The 18,015-nt window shown below is 35.7% G+C and carries 17 protein-coding genes; 11 read left to right on the forward strand and 6 right to left on the reverse strand.

Annotated features, from left to right (window positions below; translation table 11 throughout):
* Positions 1 to 26 precede the first annotated feature (26 nt).
* The 7 genes from EA412_09520 (at position 27) to EA412_09550 (ending at position 7,166) form a co-directional block, all read left to right on the forward strand.
* Entirely contained in the window at positions 27 to 2,123 is a 2,097-nt protein-coding gene (locus tag EA412_09520) for an ATP-dependent metallopeptidase FtsH/Yme1/Tma family protein (GenBank protein TVR78040.1), read from the forward strand.
* A gap of 18 nt (positions 2,124 to 2,141) precedes the next feature.
* Positions 2,142 to 2,774 carry a hypothetical protein gene (locus tag EA412_09525; protein TVR78041.1) on the forward strand — a complete coding sequence of 211 codons (633 nt, stop codon included), beginning with the start codon at positions 2,142 to 2,144 and terminating at the stop codon, positions 2,772 to 2,774.
* Positions 2,765 to 3,571: a UDP-2,3-diacylglucosamine diphosphatase gene (locus tag EA412_09530; GenBank protein TVR78042.1), complete on the forward strand. Its 807-nt coding sequence runs from the start codon at positions 2,765 to 2,767 to the stop codon at positions 3,569 to 3,571. The genes EA412_09525 and EA412_09530 overlap by 10 nt, the downstream gene beginning before the upstream one ends.
* The gene (locus EA412_09535) at positions 3,543 to 4,307 is read left to right on the forward strand and encodes a hypothetical protein (protein ID TVR78043.1); all 765 of its coding nucleotides are present in this window, start codon (positions 3,543 to 3,545) and stop codon (positions 4,305 to 4,307) included. The genes EA412_09530 and EA412_09535 overlap by 29 nt, the downstream gene beginning before the upstream one ends.
* A gap of 5 nt (positions 4,308 to 4,312) precedes the next feature.
* Positions 4,313 to 5,380 carry a peptide chain release factor 1 gene (gene prfA / locus EA412_09540; GenBank protein ID TVR78044.1) on the forward strand — a complete coding sequence of 356 codons (1,068 nt, stop codon included), beginning with the start codon at positions 4,313 to 4,315 and terminating at the stop codon, positions 5,378 to 5,380.
* 56 nt (positions 5,381 to 5,436) lie between these two features.
* Positions 5,437 to 6,360, forward strand: coding sequence for a T9SS C-terminal target domain-containing protein (locus tag EA412_09545; GenBank protein TVR78045.1), 924 nt, complete (start codon positions 5,437 to 5,439; stop codon positions 6,358 to 6,360).
* Positions 6,361 to 6,443: 83 nt separating this feature from the next.
* A complete protein-coding gene (locus EA412_09550) occupies positions 6,444 to 7,166 on the forward strand; it encodes a hypothetical protein (GenBank protein TVR78046.1) in 723 nt (240 codons plus the stop codon).
* Here the strand turns inward: EA412_09550 and pyk are convergent.
* Both pyk and EA412_09560 read right to left on the reverse strand, forming a co-directional pair.
* Entirely contained in the window at positions 7,163 to 8,590 is a 1,428-nt protein-coding gene (gene pyk, locus EA412_09555) for a pyruvate kinase (GenBank protein TVR78047.1), read from the reverse strand. The two genes, EA412_09550 and pyk, sit on opposite strands and share 4 nt — an antisense overlap.
* Positions 8,574 to 9,014: an IPExxxVDY family protein gene (locus EA412_09560; protein TVR78048.1), complete on the reverse strand. Its 441-nt coding sequence runs from the start codon at positions 9,012 to 9,014 to the stop codon at positions 8,574 to 8,576. The genes pyk and EA412_09560 overlap by 17 nt, the downstream gene beginning before the upstream one ends.
* A 436-nt stretch (positions 9,015 to 9,450) precedes the next feature.
* On the opposite strand from EA412_09560, the gene EA412_09565 reads away from it, so the two are divergent.
* The 3 genes from EA412_09565 to rnc are packed head-to-tail and all read left to right on the forward strand — an operon-like array spanning position 9,451 to position 11,667.
* On the forward strand, positions 9,451 to 9,687 hold the full coding sequence (locus tag EA412_09565) for an acyl carrier protein (GenBank protein ID TVR78049.1): 237 nt from the start codon (positions 9,451 to 9,453) through the stop codon (positions 9,685 to 9,687).
* 7 nt (positions 9,688 to 9,694) lie between these two features.
* Positions 9,695 to 10,954 (forward strand): beta-ketoacyl-[acyl-carrier-protein] synthase II, encoded by a 1,260-nt coding sequence (fabF, locus tag EA412_09570; GenBank protein TVR78050.1) that lies wholly within the window; start codon positions 9,695 to 9,697, stop codon positions 10,952 to 10,954.
* The gene (gene rnc / locus EA412_09575) at positions 10,945 to 11,667 is read left to right on the forward strand and encodes a ribonuclease III (protein TVR78051.1); all 723 of its coding nucleotides are present in this window, start codon (positions 10,945 to 10,947) and stop codon (positions 11,665 to 11,667) included. The genes fabF and rnc overlap by 10 nt, the downstream gene beginning before the upstream one ends.
* Positions 11,668 to 11,733: 66 nt before the next feature.
* On the opposite strand, the gene EA412_09580 is transcribed toward rnc, so the two are convergent.
* The 4 genes from EA412_09580 to EA412_09595 all read right to left on the reverse strand — a co-directional run bounded on the left by EA412_09580 (position 11,734) and on the right by EA412_09595 (position 16,767).
* Positions 11,734 to 14,055: a hypothetical protein gene (locus EA412_09580; protein ID TVR78052.1), complete on the reverse strand. Its 2,322-nt coding sequence runs from the start codon at positions 14,053 to 14,055 to the stop codon at positions 11,734 to 11,736.
* 207 nt (positions 14,056 to 14,262) lie between these two features.
* A complete protein-coding gene (locus EA412_09585; GenBank protein TVR78053.1) occupies positions 14,263 to 15,099 on the reverse strand; it encodes a tetratricopeptide repeat protein in 837 nt (278 codons plus the stop codon).
* Positions 15,092 to 16,309 (reverse strand): FtsX-like permease family protein, encoded by a 1,218-nt coding sequence (locus EA412_09590; protein TVR78054.1) that lies wholly within the window; start codon positions 16,307 to 16,309, stop codon positions 15,092 to 15,094. The genes EA412_09585 and EA412_09590 overlap by 8 nt, the downstream gene beginning before the upstream one ends.
* A 14-nt stretch (positions 16,310 to 16,323) precedes the next feature.
* Positions 16,324 to 16,767 (reverse strand): Rrf2 family transcriptional regulator, encoded by a 444-nt coding sequence (locus EA412_09595; GenBank protein TVR78055.1) that lies wholly within the window; start codon positions 16,765 to 16,767, stop codon positions 16,324 to 16,326.
* Between the two features lie 167 nt (positions 16,768 to 16,934).
* Between EA412_09595 and EA412_09600 the strand changes: the two genes are divergently transcribed.
* Positions 16,935 to 17,849 carry a hypothetical protein gene (locus EA412_09600; GenBank protein ID TVR78056.1) on the forward strand — a complete coding sequence of 305 codons (915 nt, stop codon included), beginning with the start codon at positions 16,935 to 16,937 and terminating at the stop codon, positions 17,847 to 17,849.
* Positions 17,850 to 18,015: the final 166 nt, after the last annotated feature.

The following is an 18,015-nucleotide window of genomic DNA, read 5'->3' on the forward strand; positions in this document are numbered from 1 at the left end:
AGTCTTCAGACAAAAAAATTGCAGAAATGAAAAAAGGAACCGAAAATCCTTCAAAAAAACCTAAGTTAACCGGGCCACAGAAGCCAAAGTTTAATTTTTACTGGATTTATGCATTAATAGCCGTATTGCTTATAGGGCTTCAGATATATAGTTTTCAGGGTAGTATTGAAGAAATAGATTACCGCTCTTTTGAGCAGGAAATGTTGAAAGAAGGTCATGTTGAAAAGATGATTGTTGTTAACAATGAGTTCGTGGAGGTCTTCATCAAAGAGTCTTCATTGGAGTTGGAGCAATTTGAAGATGTTGCCGAAACTGCCTGGGGATCTCAAAATCAGGGGCCGCATTTTAAATTCAGTATAGGCTCTGTTGATTACTTTCAGGAACAAATAGCTAAAGCTCAGGAAGCTACTGCTGAAAGTGAATTAGCAACGATAACTTTTGAAAGAAGAAGAAATTGGTTTACTGATGCCTTAGGTTGGATGTTGCCTATTTTCATTATAATTGCCATTTGGTTATTTATAATGCGTCGTTTAAGCGGCGGTGGGGGCGGTCCCGGGGGTCAGATTTTCAATATAGGAAAGTCTAAAGCAACCTTGTTTGATAAAGATACCAAAGTAAGTGTGAGCTTTAAAGATGTCGCAGGCCTGGATGAAGCGAAGGAAGAAGTGATGGAAATTGTAGACTTTCTGAAGTATCCCAAAAAGTATACAGAACTTGGAGGTAAAATACCGAAAGGAGTGTTGTTGGTTGGAAGCCCCGGAACAGGAAAAACTTTAATGGCAAAAGCTGTTGCAGGAGAAGCCCAGGTTCCGTTTTTTAGTATTTCAGGCTCTGATTTTGTCGAAATGTTTGTAGGAGTAGGTGCTTCCAGAGTAAGAGATTTATTTAAACAAGCCAGAGAAAAAGCTCCGTGTATTATCTTTATAGATGAGATTGATGCCATTGGACGGGCAAGAGGCAAAAACATGATGCAAGGTGGTAATGATGAAAGAGAAAATACATTGAATCAGCTTTTGGTAGAAATGGATGGTTTCAGTGGCGACTCGGGAGTTATTCTGCTTGGAGCAACTAACCGCCCGGATGTTTTGGACTCAGCACTTTTGCGTCCCGGACGTTTCGACCGCCAGATAACAATAGATAAACCGGATATGGTCGGAAGGGAGCAAATTTTTAAGGTACACCTTAAGCCTATCAAACTCTCCAAAGATGTAGATGAGAAAAAATTGGCAGCACAAACTCCCGGTTTTGCAGGAGCAGAAATAGCAAATGTTTGCAATGAAGCCGCTCTAATCGCCGCACGTAGAAATAAAAAGCAAGTTGAAATGAAGGATTTTAACGATGCGATAGACCGTGTTATAGGTGGATTGGAAAAGAAAAATAAAATTATCTCACCGGAAGAAAAACAAATTATTGCTTATCACGAAGCCGGTCATGCTATTTGCGGGTGGTTTTTTGATTTTGCTCACCCCCTTGTAAAAGTTTCTATAGTGCCCAGAGGGATGGCTGCTTTAGGTTATGCTCAATACCTACCTAAAGAGCAGTATCTTTACACTACAGAGCAACTTATGGATAGTATTTGTATGACTCTTGGTGGACGTGCCGCAGAAGAAATAATCTTTGGTAAAATCTCAACAGGAGCACAAAATGATCTGGAAAGGATTACTAAAACGGTCTACTCCATGATTACCCAATATGGAATGAACAAAAAAATCGGACATATTTCTTTTACAGATAATAGTGGCGAATATAACTTCAAGAAACCATACTCTGAAGAAACAGCTAAGCTTATCGATATTGAAGCTCGTGACCTCATTAATATTGCTTATCAGCGAACCATAGATCTTTTAAATGAAAAGAGAAGCCAGTTGGAGTTAATTGCAAAGGAGTTGTTGGATAAAGAAATTATTTTTAAGTCTGATATTGAGCGGATGATTGGTAAACGACCGATGGAAATTAAAGCAGAAGAAGCTGAAAAAATAGCATTAAACGGTACTAAAAAAGAAACTGAGACCGAAGAGAAGTCAGATGGAGAGACAACTCCCAAGGAAGAGAATGAAGATTACACAAACAGTACAGCCGATTTAAAAAGCGATAAGAAAACAGACGAGGAAAAGCTTTCTTGAATAAATTAATTTCTTTTTATGAAGGAAACCACTCCAAAAGAAAAAGTACTGAAGAGGTTGCGGTCAGCATTAATTTATAAAAACCAACCTCCGCATCTGCCTACTGAAAAACCCGTAAACAAATCATCTGAAAATGATATTTTGTTTGCAGAAAATTTTGTTTCAAACGGAGGCGGTTTCGTGTTTTCTGAATCTATGTTCCAATTAGGCGAGGATTTGTACAATCTCATTCGTCAAAATAAATGGAAAAATATCTATTTTAGTGATGACGACTTGCTTACCCTCATTGAAGATGAAATGGCTATCAATGTCATTAAAAAAGGCCGTTTTTTTGAAAATAAACCTTTGGATGCAGCTATTTGCCTGGCAGATGTGCTGATTGCTGAAAACGGAAGTGTTTTAATCAGTTCGCATAAAGACCTGGGAATAAACTTCACCAGTCTACCGGAAAATCTGATAGTAATTGCAAGCGTAGAACAAATTGTACCGGAATGGAAATCCGCCATAAAACAAATATCTGAAATTTATTCTTCCAAAAACACCGTGGGGATGCTCCATGTTTATGGTGGAAAACGGAAAAAGCTGCATTCAAAACAGCTTGCAACCGGACGCAATCTTTTTCTTCTCTTAATTGAAAACATATCCGTTTGAGTAGCCGAAAAAAATACTTTTTTGCATCAGACTTTCATCTGGGATTAAGCGCTAAAACAGTAAGTGAAGATCGGGAGCGTAAAATTATACGCTGGCTGACTTCTATTCAAAGTGAAGCAAAGTCTATCTTTTTGGTAGGTGATTTATTCGATTTTTGGTTTGAATACAAAACTACTGTACCAAAAGGTTATGTGCGATTTCTTGGAAAACTGGCAGAACTAAAAGATGCCGGTATTGATATTTTTATTTTTACAGGCAATCATGATTTATGGATGCGTGACTACTTCCCGAAAGAGTTGAATATCCCGGTATATCACAAGCCAATTATAAAAGAAATAGAAGGTAAAAAATTTATGATTGGCCATGGGGATGGCTTAGGGCCGAAAGACAAAGGCTATAAGATTTTGAAAAAAGTTTTTACTAATCCATTCTGTAAGTGGGCTTTCAGGCAAATTCATCCGGACTTTGGCATACGTTTGGCTAATTACTTTTCTAAAAAAAGTCGCTATGCACAAAAACCGGAAGAACATAAATTAAAAAATTTAGAAGACGAATGGTTGTATCTTTATGCTAGAGAAAAAGCAAAAAATACAGATATTAATTATTTTGTTTTTGGACACAGACATTTACCTTTAGATATTGAAATCAAGAAAGATTGCCGGTATTTAAACTTAGGTGATTGGTTAGATTATTTCACTTATGCAGTTTATGATGGAAAAAAAATGGAAATCAAAATATTTGAAAATGAGCATGACAGTTTTCCTGTTTATGTTCATACTCTTGCCGGTAAAAGCTGATGAATGGCATGTAAATATGTTTTTGGAAACAAATGCTGTAATCGCTAAAGTAGATGCGATTGGAAATATTTACCTCATCACCAATGAAGGAACGCTAATTAAATATAACCGGGAAGGTAAAGAAATTGCAGATTTTAGAGAGCGCAGATTTGGAAAGCCGGGAAGCTTGGATGTTACGAATCCAATGAAAATATATTTGCTATACCCTGAATATTCAAGAGTAGTAGTTTTAGACAATATGCTGAATACCAAAGGTGTTTTTGACCTAAATCAGCGTCGTTTAAATACGATTACAAATGTAGCTTTTTCAGTCGATAACAATTTTTGGGTTTATGACAAAACAGAAAGGCAAGTAAAAAAATTAAGCGATAACTTAGAAGTGTTGCACGAAAGTGATGATTTTAGAATGTTGTTCAACTTTGATTTTGATCCGGTTTTTATGATTGAACGAAATAATTTACTGCATATCTCCGATGGCAGAAACGGAATTGCACTTTTTGACTTATTCGGCAGCTTCTCCAAATTCATTCCCTTAGAATCAGTAAGTGAGTTTTCTGTAGATAAAAACTGGATTTACTATATAGAAAGCAATAGTCTGAAAGCATATAATACACGATTAATGATAGAGGAATCTTCGGAACTCCCAAATACTGAAGAATATATTTCCGCAGTATTTAAAAATAACCAATTGGTTGTATTAACCTCAAAAGGCTTAACTTTGTACCAGAAAAGATAAGTTTTATGCTGGATAAATTAAAAGCCATTAAAGAAAGATGGCAGGAAGTTAGTTTGATGCTTTCAGACCCGGAGCTCATGTCTGATATGAATCGCTACACTAAGCTGAATAAAGAATATAAAGACCTGGAAAAAATAGTCGTTAAGTATGATGAATACCGCGATGTATTAAGCAATATTAAAGCCAATAAGGAAATAATTGATAAAGAAAAAGACGAAGAATTTCGTCAAATGGCTAAAGGTGATTTGGATCAACTTAATGAAAAAAAAGAAGCACTGATTGATGAAATAGAATATATGCTTCTTCCCAAAGATCCTGAGGATGAAAAAGATGTGGTTCTGGAAATCCGTGCAGGTACAGGTGGTGACGAAGCTTCAATTTTTGCCGGAGATTTATTTAAACTTTACTCAAAGTTTATTGAAAGAAAAGGCTGGCAATTGGAAGTAATTAGCTTAACCCTTGGAACTTCCGGAGGTTATAAAGAAATCATATCTAATGTTAAAGGCGAAAATGTATATGGTATTTTAAAATTTGAATCCGGTGTACACAGAGTTCAAAGAGTTCCGGAAACTGAAACCCAGGGTAGAGTTCATACTTCTGCGGCTACCGTTGCTGTTTTACCGGAAGCAGATGAGGTGGATATTAAAATAAATACAGCAGATATCCGAAGAGACACTTTTCGCTCATCAGGGGCCGGTGGTCAGCACGTAAACAAAGTTGAATCTGCTATTCGCTTAACTCACATACCCTCAGGTGTAGTCGTGGAATGTCAGGAAGGGCGAAGCCAGTTGAAAAACTACGAAATGGCTATGCAAGTCCTGAGAACCAGATTATATGAGGAAAGTCTTAGAAAAAAACAACAGGAACTTGCCGATAAAAGAAAAACATTAGTTTCAACCGGTGACCGTTCAGCTAAAATCAGGACATATAATTATCCGCAGGGACGATTTACAGACCACCGAATAAACATGACTACTTATAATCTCGCTGAAATCATGAACGGTGAAATCGATGAGGTAATAGACCAATTAAGAATAGCAGAAAATACAGAGAAAATGAAAACCGGATCTTAATTTTTACAGCTGTTTCTCAGCTTTTCTATGGACTTTTCAAAATTGAACACTACATTATGAGATACTTATCTGTTTTATTTATTTTCTTAATCGCCTTTTCTAATCAGGTTTATTCAAATATTCCCGATAAAGATTTTGAAAACTGGACGGCATCCCCATTAGGAAACTTCGAAAAGCCCTCCAGTGGATGGTGGGTAAGCCTTAATCCATTGGCAAATCTGGGAGCAGAAGTTACCGTTGAAAAAACAACTGACTCTAATTCCGGAAACTATGCGGCTAAGCTTACTACAAAAGAATGGGGTGACTTTTTAATTCCCGGGCTTCTTATTTCCGGAAACTTTGACCTGTCAGCCGGTATAGATGCAATAGAAGAAGGACAGCCTTATGAACTAAAACCTTCCCTTTTCACCGGCTATTATAAATATTTTCCTGTTGCAGAGGATTCTGCAGCCATTTATGCGGGTATAAGCTATTTTAATACCACCACCAACGAAAGAGAAATTATTGCTGAAGCAGCAATATCTCCCGACCAAACTGCTGAGCAATATACCTACTTCGAAATTGAATTTGAATACTTTATTGAGGATATTCAACCCGACAGTATTTCAATAGTGCTGAGTTCCAGTTTCAATACAGATAACCCTTTACTAACTCCCGGGAGCATTTTGTATATTGATGACATAGATGTCTTAGTAAATGTAAGTACTCCTTCTTTTAATAAACCTAATAAATCACCACTTGTAACAGTCTATCAAAGTTTTAATAAAAAAGACATTTATCTTGGATGGAATGAGTCGCTTGAAAAAGCAGAAGTCCGTTTATATAATCTTCAGGGGAAAAAACTATACTCACAAAAAATGCCGGCAATTTCAGGCAGTAGAAGCTCCCTAAATATAAATTTTTCAGGAGCCGGAATTTATATACTTCAGGTTACAGATGGAAGTAAATTAATAGAAACACATAAAGTGCTGCTTCCCTAATTTTTCCATTTACCGTGTTTTTCATCCTTAATTTTTTATCTTCAAACAGCTATTTATTTTTGAATTAACACTTCTTTTATTAAATGCGTCTTTTAATCACCATATACTTTTTAACCCTTATTGTCTATATGGCAAAAAGTGAAAATCTTGCAGCTTTAAAAGTAGGTGTTCAAGCCGGTGGCGCTATCCCAAATCAAAATATTGAAGGTAGTTATGCAATTCCCGGTCTTTCATTTCATGCCGGCATTGAGTTGTTTAAAAAGAAAACAGAGCGCATAGAATTTAAGTCAGGGCTTAATTTACATTACAGAAACCTTACTTATGGGCAGGAAGTAAAAAAAGACACCCTTATCTCTATTGAAATTCAGGGCCAACAGGGTAAAGTTCCAAGTTACTATTACGCGGAAGCAGAAGGCGAAATGCGCTTTTTAAGTCTTGAAATCCCTTTTAACTTTTATTATATAATCAAAGAGAAATTATTCCTTCAATTTGGGGTTTGGGGTTATTACCATTTGTATAAGTACGACTCAGGAACAGTGCATATTCAGATTGGAGAAGGAGGTGTTTTAGATGATTTGGAAGAGTCTTTTGACAATGAAAATTATTTACGTCAGGCAGATTTTGGATTGAGTGGCGGTATAGGCTACCGGTTCAATCCCAAACTGAGTATGGAATTAGAAATACAAAGAGGCCTTTTTTCAGTATATAAAAGTGGATTTACCTTACCTACAGACGCTGAAAGCTCTTTTAATGCTTATAATACCTATGCCTTAATTTCTCTTCGCTACAAGCTTTTTTCTTTTTAATCTACCTTAGTTACTTTGAGCATATTGGTTCTGCCCTGTGCTTCTAAAGGCATACTGCCTGTATTTATAATTACATCGTCTTTTTTTACAAGACTTGCATTTTTTAGAATTTGTATTACATCACTAATAGTGCCATCTGTGCTGACAAACTTATCGTAATAAAAGGCCTGAACGCCCCAGCATAAACTCAATATATTCAGTAGAGCTTCATTGTCTGTAAAAATAAAAATCTTAGCTTTTGGCCGATAACTGGAAAGCATAAAAGCCGTATATCCTGAGCGGGTGTGTCCAATAATTGCTTTCCCTCCCAAACTTTCTGAAATCATACAGGCATTAAAGCAAACCGCATCAGATAAGAAAGTGGGGGAATTTTCATCCGCAGTTAGTTGCTTATTATAAATAGCCGGCTCCAATTCTACCTGCTTCATGATACTGACCATCGTTCTAATAACCTTTACAGGGTATTTGCCGACAGAGGTTTCCCCACTTAGCATCAGAGCATCTGCGCCATCAATTATTGCATTAGCGACATCGCTTACCTCTGCCCGGGTAGGCATTGGATTATTAATCATGGAATCCATTATTTGAGTTGCAATGATAACCGGTTTGTTTTTTTGAATACATTTTTTAACAATATCCTTCTGTATCATGGGCATTCTGTCAATTGGCACCTCTACTCCCAAATCTCCGCGAGCAACCATTATACCATCTGCAGCATCAATGATTTCATCTATATTTTTTATTGCTTCCGGCTTTTCAATTTTGGCAATCACTTTAACGGCATTAGGGTTATCAGCTTTTTGTTTAACCTCCTGTACGTCAGAAGCTTTTCTAACAAATGAAAGAGCAATCCAGTTTGCTTTATGCTTCAGCGCAAAATCAAGGTCCACTAAGTCTTTGGGGGTTAAAGAAGGAACAGAAATAGTCGTTTCCGGCATATTCACTCCTTTATTAGCCGTTATAACTCCACCATAAATAACTTTTGCTAAAACCAAATCTACTCTATTAGTTTCTGTCACTTCAATGATGATTTTTCCATCGTCAATAAGTAGTCGCTCGCCCGGTTTTACATCTTTAGCCAAGTTTTCATAACTTACATAAATACGGTCTTCAGTGGAAATCTGTTTTTTTGAAACGACTTCAATAATTTTGTTTTCTTCCAGATAAACAGCATCGTTTTCAACTTCACCAATTCTGATTTTCGGTCCTTGTAAATCAGCCAAAATGCCTACATTCAACTTATAGGCTCTGTTTATTTTCCGAACATTGTTAATGGTCTCAAGATGTTCTTCATGTTTGCCATGTGAAAAGTTTAACCGAAATACATTTACGCCTTCCTTAATAAGCTCCAGCAAAACTTCATAGTCGGAGCAAGCTGGTCCTACCGTTGCAATAATCTTCGTTTTATTATATGTCTTTATCATTTGTTAATAAGTTTATTCCGGAAGTCAACTCTTCCGGATGGAATGATTTAACGAATTTTAGGTCATCTAATTTTTTTAACTTTTGAATTAATTCTTTAGAATAATCCGAAAACTGAACTCCGTCAATCTTCATAAGATAATCAAACTTCCGAAGTTCGGGTAAAAGATAGTCATTGCTATCAAAATTTTTCAGCAGATAAATATCACACCATTCATAGTCTTCCCTGTAATAAAAACATTCAAAGTAGCCTATTTTTTGAGTATGAGGGATGTCTATATGCCAGTCATTAGCTTTTTTAAAGTTAAAGTTTAACTTTTTATTCAGCAGCCATGCCAATTCATGACTAAAAAGTGAGGATACGATACCAACTACTTCAAAGTCAAGAGTAATATCAAATTCCAGAATAATCTTTTTACTACTCATAAAACTTAACTTTTTGCTAAAAGTTTAAAATTATAATATACAAAAGCAATATTTATGTTATAAATTCAAAGATACAGTAGTTTCTTTAACTGATTGATTAATCCTGCTTTTATAAAAATAATTTAAAGTAAAAAACTTTAAAAAAAATCAAATTTATTTTTGTGTAAAGAGTTTGGAGTGTTAGATTGCAGAATACTATTTAGATTTTCAGTTTAAAAAGGATATTTGAAAAAAGTTAAGGTAAAAATTTCTGTTAAAAAAAGCTGAAAAGTTATTTTATACAAAAAATAAAGCATATATTTAATCGCAAAAAATTTGTTTAATTTTAAAAGGCTTTAGTAGAAATTGATTTTATCTAAAAAAATTTTTCCGATATTTGCACAGAAAATTGCAAATCACGTATTTTGCAGAATATTTTTTAATTAAATTTAATATTATGTCTGACATTTCAGCAAGAGTAAAAAAAATTATTGTGGACAAACTTGGTGTAGATGAAAACGAAGTTACTCCTGAGGCTAGCTTTACAAATGATTTAGGAGCCGATTCCCTGGATACAGTGGAATTAATCATGGAGTTTGAAAAAGAATTTAACATTTCTATTCCTGACGAACAAGCAGAGTCCATAACAACAGTTGGACAGGCAATTAAATATTTGGAAGAGAATTTAAAATAATCTTTTCATGGAACTGAAAAGAGCGGTTGTAACGGGAATTGGTGCTGTAACACCTTTGGGAAATAATGTTTCAGATTTTTGGAATGCTATTATTTCGGGTAAAAGTGGTGCAGCAAATATAAGTTTGTTTAATCCGGAAAAACACCGGACTAAATTCGCCTGCGAGGTAAAAGAGTTTGATGCGCAAAATTATCTGGATCGGAAAGAAGCCAGAAAAATGGATCGTTTTTCACATTTTGCTATTGCAGCAGCTTCACAGGCAATTGAAGAATCAGGAATTCACAATAACAAAGAAGTGAATCCTGACAGGGTAGGTGTTATTTGGGGTTCCGGAATTGGGGGTATTGGTACCTTTGATGAAGAAATCGCCAATTTCCACTTAAATGATAAAAACCCGCGCTTCAATCCTTTTTTCATTCCTAAAATGATTTTAGACATTGCACCCGGACATATTTCTATACGTTACGGGTTCAGAGGTTTAAATTACTCTACAGTTTCTGCTTGTGCCTCTTCAACTCATGCACTCATAGATGCTCTAACTTATATTCGTCTGGGTAAAGCTGATGTTATTATTGCCGGAGGTTCTGAAGCCGCTGTCACTGAAGCCGGTGTCGGTGGCTTTAATGCTATGAAAGCCCTTTCAGAAAGAAATGATTCGCCGGAGTCCGCTTCCAGACCTTTCGATAAAGAAAGAGACGGCTTCGTTCTAGGGGAAGGTGGCGGCGCATTGATTATTGAAGAGTATGAACATGCCAAGCGCAGAGGTGCTACAATATATGCTGAACTTTCCGGAGGGGGAATGACCGCTGATGCTCATCATATTACAGCCCCTCATCCCGAAGGTCTTGGTGCTAAAAACGTAATGAAACTTACATTGGAAGATGCCGGTTTATCTCCGGAAAATGTACACTATATAAATGTTCACGGCACATCTACTCCACTTGGAGATATTGCAGAAACATTAGCCATTAAGGATGTTTTTGGTGAACAGGCTTTTAATCTGAATATAAGTTCAACAAAATCTATGACCGGCCATTTATTAGGTGCTGCCGGTGTTATAGAAGCAATAGTTTCAGTTTTATCTGTTAAAAACGATATAGTTCCTCCTACCATTAATCATTTTACAGATGACCCTGATATAGATTCTCGTTTGAATCTGACCTTTAACAAGGCTCAAAAACGAACTGTAAATGCTGCCCTTAGCAATACATTTGGTTTTGGCGGTCACAATGCTTCTGTTATTTTTAAGAAAATTCAATCTGTTTGAAACGTCTTTTAAGAAGGTGGTACAATATATCTTTATCGAAAGACAAAGTGTTTGTTAGCTCAATAAGGCACTTATTAGGGTTTATACCTGTGAATGTAATTTTATTTAAAAAAGCTTTTCGTCATATTTCCAAAAGTCAAAAAGCAGAAGACAATAACGAACGCCTTGAATTGCTGGGGGATGCAATCTTAAGTGCCGTTACTATGCATACCTTATATCTCAAGTTTCCTTACAAAGAGGAAGGCTTTTTATCTGAAATGCGCTCTAAATTCGTATCCAGAGAGAGCCTGAATAGTATCGGAGAAAAAATGAATCTTCAAAGTATGATTGAAACCAACCAAAAAAGTATTTTAAAACAGAGTAGAAATATTCTTGGTAACACTTTGGAGGCTGTTATTGGTGCTATTTATATTGACAGAGGATATTCTTTTGCTTACAGTTTTATTCAAAACCAGATTTTCCAGCCTTATATTGATTGGGATAATATGGATGAATCTTTTCAAAACTACAAAAGTAAAGTTCTCGAGTTTGGTCAAAAAGAAGGCAATGAAGTTAATTTTAAAGTGATTAGTGAAACGACCAGAAGCAAGCGTAAGTTTTTTACGGTAGGTATTTTTATTAATGACAAACTGGAAGAAAAAGGCGAGGGTTTCAGTAAAAAACAGGCTGAACAACAAGCAGCTCGAAAAATTGCCGATAAATTCTCTATCTGAATTTGAGATTTTTTTCATCTTGACTATAGCCTAAACTAAGCATCAATCTAAAAGTCTAATTGATATTTACTCAATTTCTTTTCGCTTTTTACCTTCCAGTGAAAGTAGCAAAGCGGGCAGTAAGATTAAGTTACTAAACAAAGCACCCATCAGGGTTAAAGAAGTTAAAACGCCTAAAAACCAGGTTCCCTCAAAATCAGAAATTGTAAAGGTTATAAAGCCAAAGAATAATATCAATGAGGTGTAAATCATGCTAATTCCTGTCTCATGAATAGTGTGTGAAACTGTTTTTGGAACATTCCAGGAATGTCTTTTAAACTCCTGCTTATACTTGGCCAGAAAGTGTATGGTGAAATCAACTGAAATACCAAAAGCAACACTAAAAATAATAACTGTTGAGGGTTTTACAGGAACATTAAAATATCCCATTATTCCGGCAGTGACCATTAATGGAATAATATTCGGAATGAGGGAAATAAACAACATCTTTGCTGACCGAAATAAATAAGTCATGATTAGAGCAATTAAAATAAATGCAATAAGCAAGCTGTTTAATAAACCCGTAATCAAATAGTTAAACCCTGCAAAAGCCACCACAATTGTACCTGTCAGGGTAACGTCATAATCTTCAGGTGGCAGATATAAATCAATAATCCCCTGCATACTATCCATGATACCGGGCAAAACATGAGAACCTACATCCCTCATGCGATAACTAATACGCAACTTTTGGTTTGTTGTATCTACAAAATTTTGCAAAAGGCTTTCTTCAGCTTCTGAATTCCTTAAATAATTTAAAATAAAGGTTATCTCCGGCTGAATCACATTATCTCTCGGCAAACGGTAATGGTTTGGATTTCCATTAAAATATGCCTGTGTGGCAAACTTTAAGCCATTGACTACAGAAATTGGCTTAGATAAAACGTCTATATGAGCAAGACTGTCTTGTAAACTCTCTACTTTCCTCAATGTACTTAATTGTGATGCTGCACCTTTTTTCCGGGTATCGATAATAATTTCAAATGGCATTACTCCATTAAACTTATCATCTACAAACTTTAAATCTTTATACACATCCGTATGTTCCGGAACATCATCCAAAATATAGCCTTTGGGCTTTAGCTGCGCCATGCCATAGAGTGAACCCCCAACAATTACAATAGAAACTATATAAATAATGGGCCTGTTTGTGCTGGTTATAGTATCTAAAAAGCTTAAAGTTGATTTTGTCCATTTATCATCTAAATGATATGTTTGTTTTTCTTTAGGTTTTGGCAAGTAACTGAAAATAACAGGAATGCTTATCAACGAAATGAAAAAAGTTGCAGAAATCATTAAGCCTGCAACGATTCCAAATTCTTTTAAAATGCCGCTCTGAGTAAAGGCAAACACACCGAAACCAATAGCCGTTGTCAGGTTGGCGAAAAATGTTATGTATCCTATTTTTTCTATAACTCTTGTCAACGCCCGAATCTTATGTCCGTGTTTTGTAAGCTCTAAATGATATTTATTTAAAATGTAAACACAATTCGGTATTCCTATAATTAAAATCAAATTTGGCACCAAACCGGTAAGAATTGTCAGCTCATAATTTAATAACACCAAACAACCGATTGACCAAATTACACCTATAGAAATAACCAACATTGGAAAGATTACGGGGTAAAATGATCGGAAAAGAAATGTAAGTACTATCAGAACAAATAAGCTGGCAAAGAAAAGCAGCGTTCTTAGTTCTTCAGAAATAGAGGCCATTTTATAGGCCCGAATAAAGGTAAATCCGGTAGAGTGAATTTTTTCACTTGTTTGTTCTTCAAACTGAGCAGTAAACTTTTTAATTTCTTCAACATTTTCCAAGCTCAAGTCTGAAACCATTGTCTCTTCATCAAAAAAGACTATCATTAATATGGAATTCTCTTCCCTATTAATCAAAAAGCCATCGTAAAAAAGCAGTTTATCTATCTTTTCTTTAAAATCATTAAGCTCGCTATCTGTTTGCAGAGGCTTTTGCATAATTTCTTCAATTACAAAAGCTCTTTTTTCATTATCCCTCTTGATATCAAAAGCATGGGTGTAAGAAAGAATGTTTTCGACTCCTTCGAGTGCTTTAATCTTCTCTCCCATTTCAAACCAGGAGTTCACAAAGTCTTTTTCAAAAAGACGGGAACTTTGTGAAGCTAAGACAACAGCACTTCCATCTTCACCAAATTCCTCTAAAAAATTTTGATAATCAATATACTTGGGGTCCGAAGGAGGTATTAAGCTTGCAAAACCATACTTAAACTCAATTTTTGTGGCTTGATAGGCCATAAATACAGTGCTGACTGCTAAAAAAATCAACAGGGCTAATCTATACTTGATAATAAAGATGGAAAGTTTTTGCCACATTCTTCTGTATACTGCTTTTCAGGTCAACTGCACAAAGTTAATAATAATATTCACTGAATTGTCTTTAATACCACAGAGAGTTCTACAATCATTAAAATTTCAGATTTTACTTCTATAAAAAATAAAGTTACTGTTTAGCTTTTAAATTGTTATAGACAAAAGCAGATTGATTTTTAATACGACTTTAGTCTAGATTAGCGGAATGCTTTATCTACAAAAACGTTCAAATGCTTCTTCTGCTAAACTTTTATCCAGATTTTTAGCTCTTTCTAAATCGAGACATCCTTCCTCTTGCTTTTTCATACCAATTCTTAGCAAACCTCTGTTAAACAGAGCAGATGATAAGTCAGAGTTATGATAAATTGCCCGGTCAAAAGCCTGTAATGCTTGTTCATTATTCCCAAGAGCCATGTAGGACATCCCCAAATTATGGTGACCGGAAGCATGGCTTTCTATTGTGCTGACAACATACTCAAAATAAGTCGCGGCCTCCTGATATTTTCCCAGTTCATACAATGCAAGCCCGTGAGTCAGCATTACACTCAGATTTTCAGGAAAATTAAAGGACAAGATCTCTAAATCTTCTAAAGCGAGTTCAGGCTTTTCAAGCTCTATCCAAACTTTTGCTCTGTTCAAGCGGGAAATAGCACTGTCAGGGTATTCGGACACCGCTTTATCACAAAACCGAACAGCTTCATTTTTTTCGCCGGAAAGGGCTAAAGAAAGACAAATGCCACTCATGGCCGGTAAAAAAATCGGATCTTTTTTTAATGCCTCTTCAAAATACCAAACAGCATCACTGAATTTGTTTAAAGCATGCTTGCTTTTACCCATGGCTGTCAGTATTTTCACACTATCTCCTTTATGCCTTAATGCTGTTTCAAAAAACTGTAAAGCTGCGGTATAATCACTTGTTTCTTTCGCTTTCATTCCTGATTTATACCACATATCACCGTCTTTAGGTAATTGTCCGTTTACATCAAATGCACTAAGGTGTAAAAAAATAAAAATCACTAAAAAACTCTTGTATCTAAAACTATTCATATCGTAATGCGTCTATAGGGTCTAAACGGGAAGCCTTTATGGCCGGATATAAACCGGCTGTTAATCCAATAATAAAGCAAAAAATAAATCCGCCGACAATCCAGTTCCAGGGTAAAATAAAACTACCACTCAACAAAATTGACACTCCGTTACCGGCTAAAATGCCCAGCAATATTCCCAAAGCACCGCCAATTTGACAAATTACTATTGCTTCCGTTAAAAATTGCATTTTAATCATGTATGAGCTTGCGCCAATTGCCTTGCTGATACCAATTTCCCTAGTTCTTTCATTTACAGATACCAGCATTATATTCATTAGACCAATTCCGGCGCCAATTAGGGTTATTACTCCAATCAAAGTTGCAGCCATCGTAACATACTGAATTTCACTAATCACTGTTGCTGTAAGTCTTTGGCTGGTAACCACATCAAAATCATTTTCAAAGCCGGGAGGGACTTTTCTGACGACCCGCATCAAGCCGGTGGCCTCCTCAACTTCAGCTTCTAAATCTTCCGCATTGTCTACCCATACGTTAATTATGGTATTCCCGGAACTGCTAAAAGTTCTTCGGGCATTGTTCAATGGTATTAACACCTGATTCCCCGAAGAACCAAAGCTGGAACCTCTGTCCTCCAATACACCTGACACCCTGTATCTGATACTCCCAATTCTGATGTTTTGGTTCACCACACTATCTGTCCCGGGAAATAAGGTAGATGCCATTTCAGCGCTTAATATTATAACATTTGCTGCTGTTTCTGTTTCCTGTTGTGAGAAGTTCCTTCCGGATTCAAGGTTTTGAGCCATTACACGTAAATAATTTTCATCAACACCCATTACGGTGACATTCGGATTGCTTTCTCTGTAAGGGCTGCTTAAAGTAGCTACCATTGAAGCTCTTTGTGTTAATGCAACATTTGACGGATCATGCCACCTTTGTTGAAACATTTGCGCTTCACGATAGGAAATAATGGGGTATGTTCTGCTTTGCTGCCCTCTGGCACCAATTCCCGCATTACGAACTGTAAATGTATTTGCGCCCAGGGAGCTGAAACTCTGGTTTATAGATGCTTTTATACTATCTATAGCTGTCAGAATACCTACTAAAGCCATGATTCCAAAGGCTATTATCAAAAAAGTCAGTATAGTTCTGAGTTTATTCCCAAAAATTGAGCGAAAAGCCAGTTTGATATTTTCTATTACAAGCATCTTTATATGGCTTTTTATTTTTTACTTTTCAATTTCGATTCTCTGTCAAGCATGGTTTGTATAGATGATTTTTTAAGTAAATCTACGGTTATATTTCTCATTTCTAAAAAAACATCCCTGATACCACAGGTTTCTTCATCCTTACACTCTTCGCAACGTTCATAATACAGATAAGTCACACAAGGGAGCAAAGCTATAGGACCATCAAACAAACGCATTATTTCAGCTAATGTGATATTTTCCGGACGCTTCTGTAAAAAATAGCCACCCCCCTTTCCCCTCTTGCTATTCACAATTCCGGCTTTCTTCATATCAAGTAAAATTGACTCCAAAAACTTTTGCGGAATTTTTTCACTTTGGGCAATTTGACTTATTAAAACAGGCTCCTGAGACGACTTAGCTTCCTTTGATAGATATACCAAAGCATTTAAAGCGTATTTTGTTTTCTTGGAAAGCATGTTTTTAGGAGTCTTATATTTAGAAAATCTATACAAGAGTAAAAATAAGTGATTTGCCCTTAGCAGATAATGTTTCTTTAATTGAAATAATTTATTTTTGATGATTTCTAGCTTTCTTTTAGTTAAAAAAGCTATTTCAACTCAAAAATATTAATTTTGAATTCATAATGACACTCAGAAGCATACTAATTTACTTTTTAAGTTTACTAATATTTCAATTGAAAGCAAATCCGCCGGATGATGTTATTCAAACCATTTCATCTGCTGAAATTACACATACCGGATTTAGTTCAGAAAAAAACTTTTTAACCATCGGCAATGCTGAGGGCTATGTGTTTTTGTATGATGCTGCTGAGTATAAGCTCACGAGAGTACTAAAACCTTTCGAAACAGGATTGACTTCTGTTTTTTATAATGAGCGGGAAAAAACACTGGTTTCAATTTCAAATGAAAACAATATTTTTATTCGAAAAGATGATGGTACGCAACATACCATTGAAGCTGAAAATGATTTTAAAGCCGGAATGAAAATGGTTTTTTTCAAGAATAAGCTTTATTTTTTCAGCAATAATAGACTTCACAGACTTGATGTCGAAGGCGACCTTAGCATTATTGAATTTGAAAAAGAAATTATCTCCGTGAAGCCTTTTAACCGAAATTTATTAGCTGTTTTTTCAAAAAACGGAGCCTTTCTTTATAATCCTGAGAAAAATGAAACCTCTGATTTTAAATCTTTTGATGAAATTGAAAATGGTTTTCAGGTTTTTCAAATCAGAAACAGGCGTTATTTTGTGGTGGATGAAAATGGAAAAATCTATCGTGTTCGATGTAGAAACTTCCGGGAAAGGGAAGAGTTTCAGTCAGGAGTTTTATCATGGCCGGTCAATAACGGCAAAAAATGGGTAAGTGTATTTTCTTCCGGAGAAGTAAAAGTCTTATCCGGCGATGAAGAAACGATATGGTTTAATATGTTTCATTCGGGAGAAAGAAGCCTGAAGCTGCATTTTGAAAACAATATTATGATGGGCGGAACCCAAAACGGCAGGGTATTCATTTGGAATATCCATAACTTAGAATTATAGCTTTCTCATTTTCCATCATAATTTTCCCATTAAAAACCCCTTTCTAACCCTTTTTTTTAGAAAAAAAGGGTTAACAAAAAAATCGCGGCTGAATTCCTCCTTGACCCGCTGTGCTTTCACTTGCTAAAAATTTTAAACTCCTTGCGTCGAACAGTAAAATTTTTCA

It is taken from the genome of Chitinophagaceae bacterium (assembly GCA_007695095.1).
Taxonomy (GTDB): Bacteria; Bacteroidota; Bacteroidia; order Chitinophagales; family REEL01; genus REEL01.

What these genes read in the sequence shown, in the direction of transcription:
- EA412_09580 (TVR78052.1), bottom strand. Translation starts at nt 14,055, where the DNA reads ATGTGGCAAAAACTTTCCATCTTTATTATCAAGTATAGATTAGCCCTG.
- EA412_09585 (TVR78053.1), bottom strand. Translation starts at nt 15,099, where the DNA reads ATGAATAGTTTTAGATACAAGAGTTTTTTAGTGATTTTTATTTTTTTA.
- EA412_09545 (TVR78045.1), top strand. Translation starts at nt 5,437, where the DNA reads ATGAGATACTTATCTGTTTTATTTATTTTCTTAATCGCCTTTTCTAAT.
- EA412_09560 (TVR78048.1), bottom strand. Translation starts at nt 9,014, where the DNA reads ATGAGTAGTAAAAAGATTATTCTGGAATTTGATATTACTCTTGACTTT.
- fabF (TVR78050.1), top strand. Translation starts at nt 9,695, where the DNA reads ATGGAACTGAAAAGAGCGGTTGTAACGGGAATTGGTGCTGTAACACCT.
- pyk (TVR78047.1), bottom strand. Translation starts at nt 8,590, where the DNA reads ATGATAAAGACATATAATAAAACGAAGATTATTGCAACGGTAGGACCA.
- EA412_09520 (TVR78040.1), top strand. Translation starts at nt 27, where the DNA reads ATGAAAAAAGGAACCGAAAATCCTTCAAAAAAACCTAAGTTAACCGGG.
- EA412_09590 (TVR78054.1), bottom strand. Translation starts at nt 16,309, where the DNA reads ATGCTTGTAATAGAAAATATCAAACTGGCTTTTCGCTCAATTTTTGGG.
- EA412_09565 (TVR78049.1), top strand. Translation starts at nt 9,451, where the DNA reads ATGTCTGACATTTCAGCAAGAGTAAAAAAAATTATTGTGGACAAACTT.
- prfA (TVR78044.1), top strand. Translation starts at nt 4,313, where the DNA reads ATGCTGGATAAATTAAAAGCCATTAAAGAAAGATGGCAGGAAGTTAGT.
- EA412_09600 (TVR78056.1), top strand. Translation starts at nt 16,935, where the DNA reads ATGACACTCAGAAGCATACTAATTTACTTTTTAAGTTTACTAATATTT.
- EA412_09550 (TVR78046.1), top strand. Translation starts at nt 6,444, where the DNA reads ATGCGTCTTTTAATCACCATATACTTTTTAACCCTTATTGTCTATATG.
- EA412_09535 (TVR78043.1), top strand. Translation starts at nt 3,543, where the DNA reads ATGTTCATACTCTTGCCGGTAAAAGCTGATGAATGGCATGTAAATATG.
- EA412_09525 (TVR78041.1), top strand. Translation starts at nt 2,142, where the DNA reads ATGAAGGAAACCACTCCAAAAGAAAAAGTACTGAAGAGGTTGCGGTCA.
- EA412_09595 (TVR78055.1), bottom strand. Translation starts at nt 16,767, where the DNA reads ATGCTTTCCAAGAAAACAAAATACGCTTTAAATGCTTTGGTATATCTA.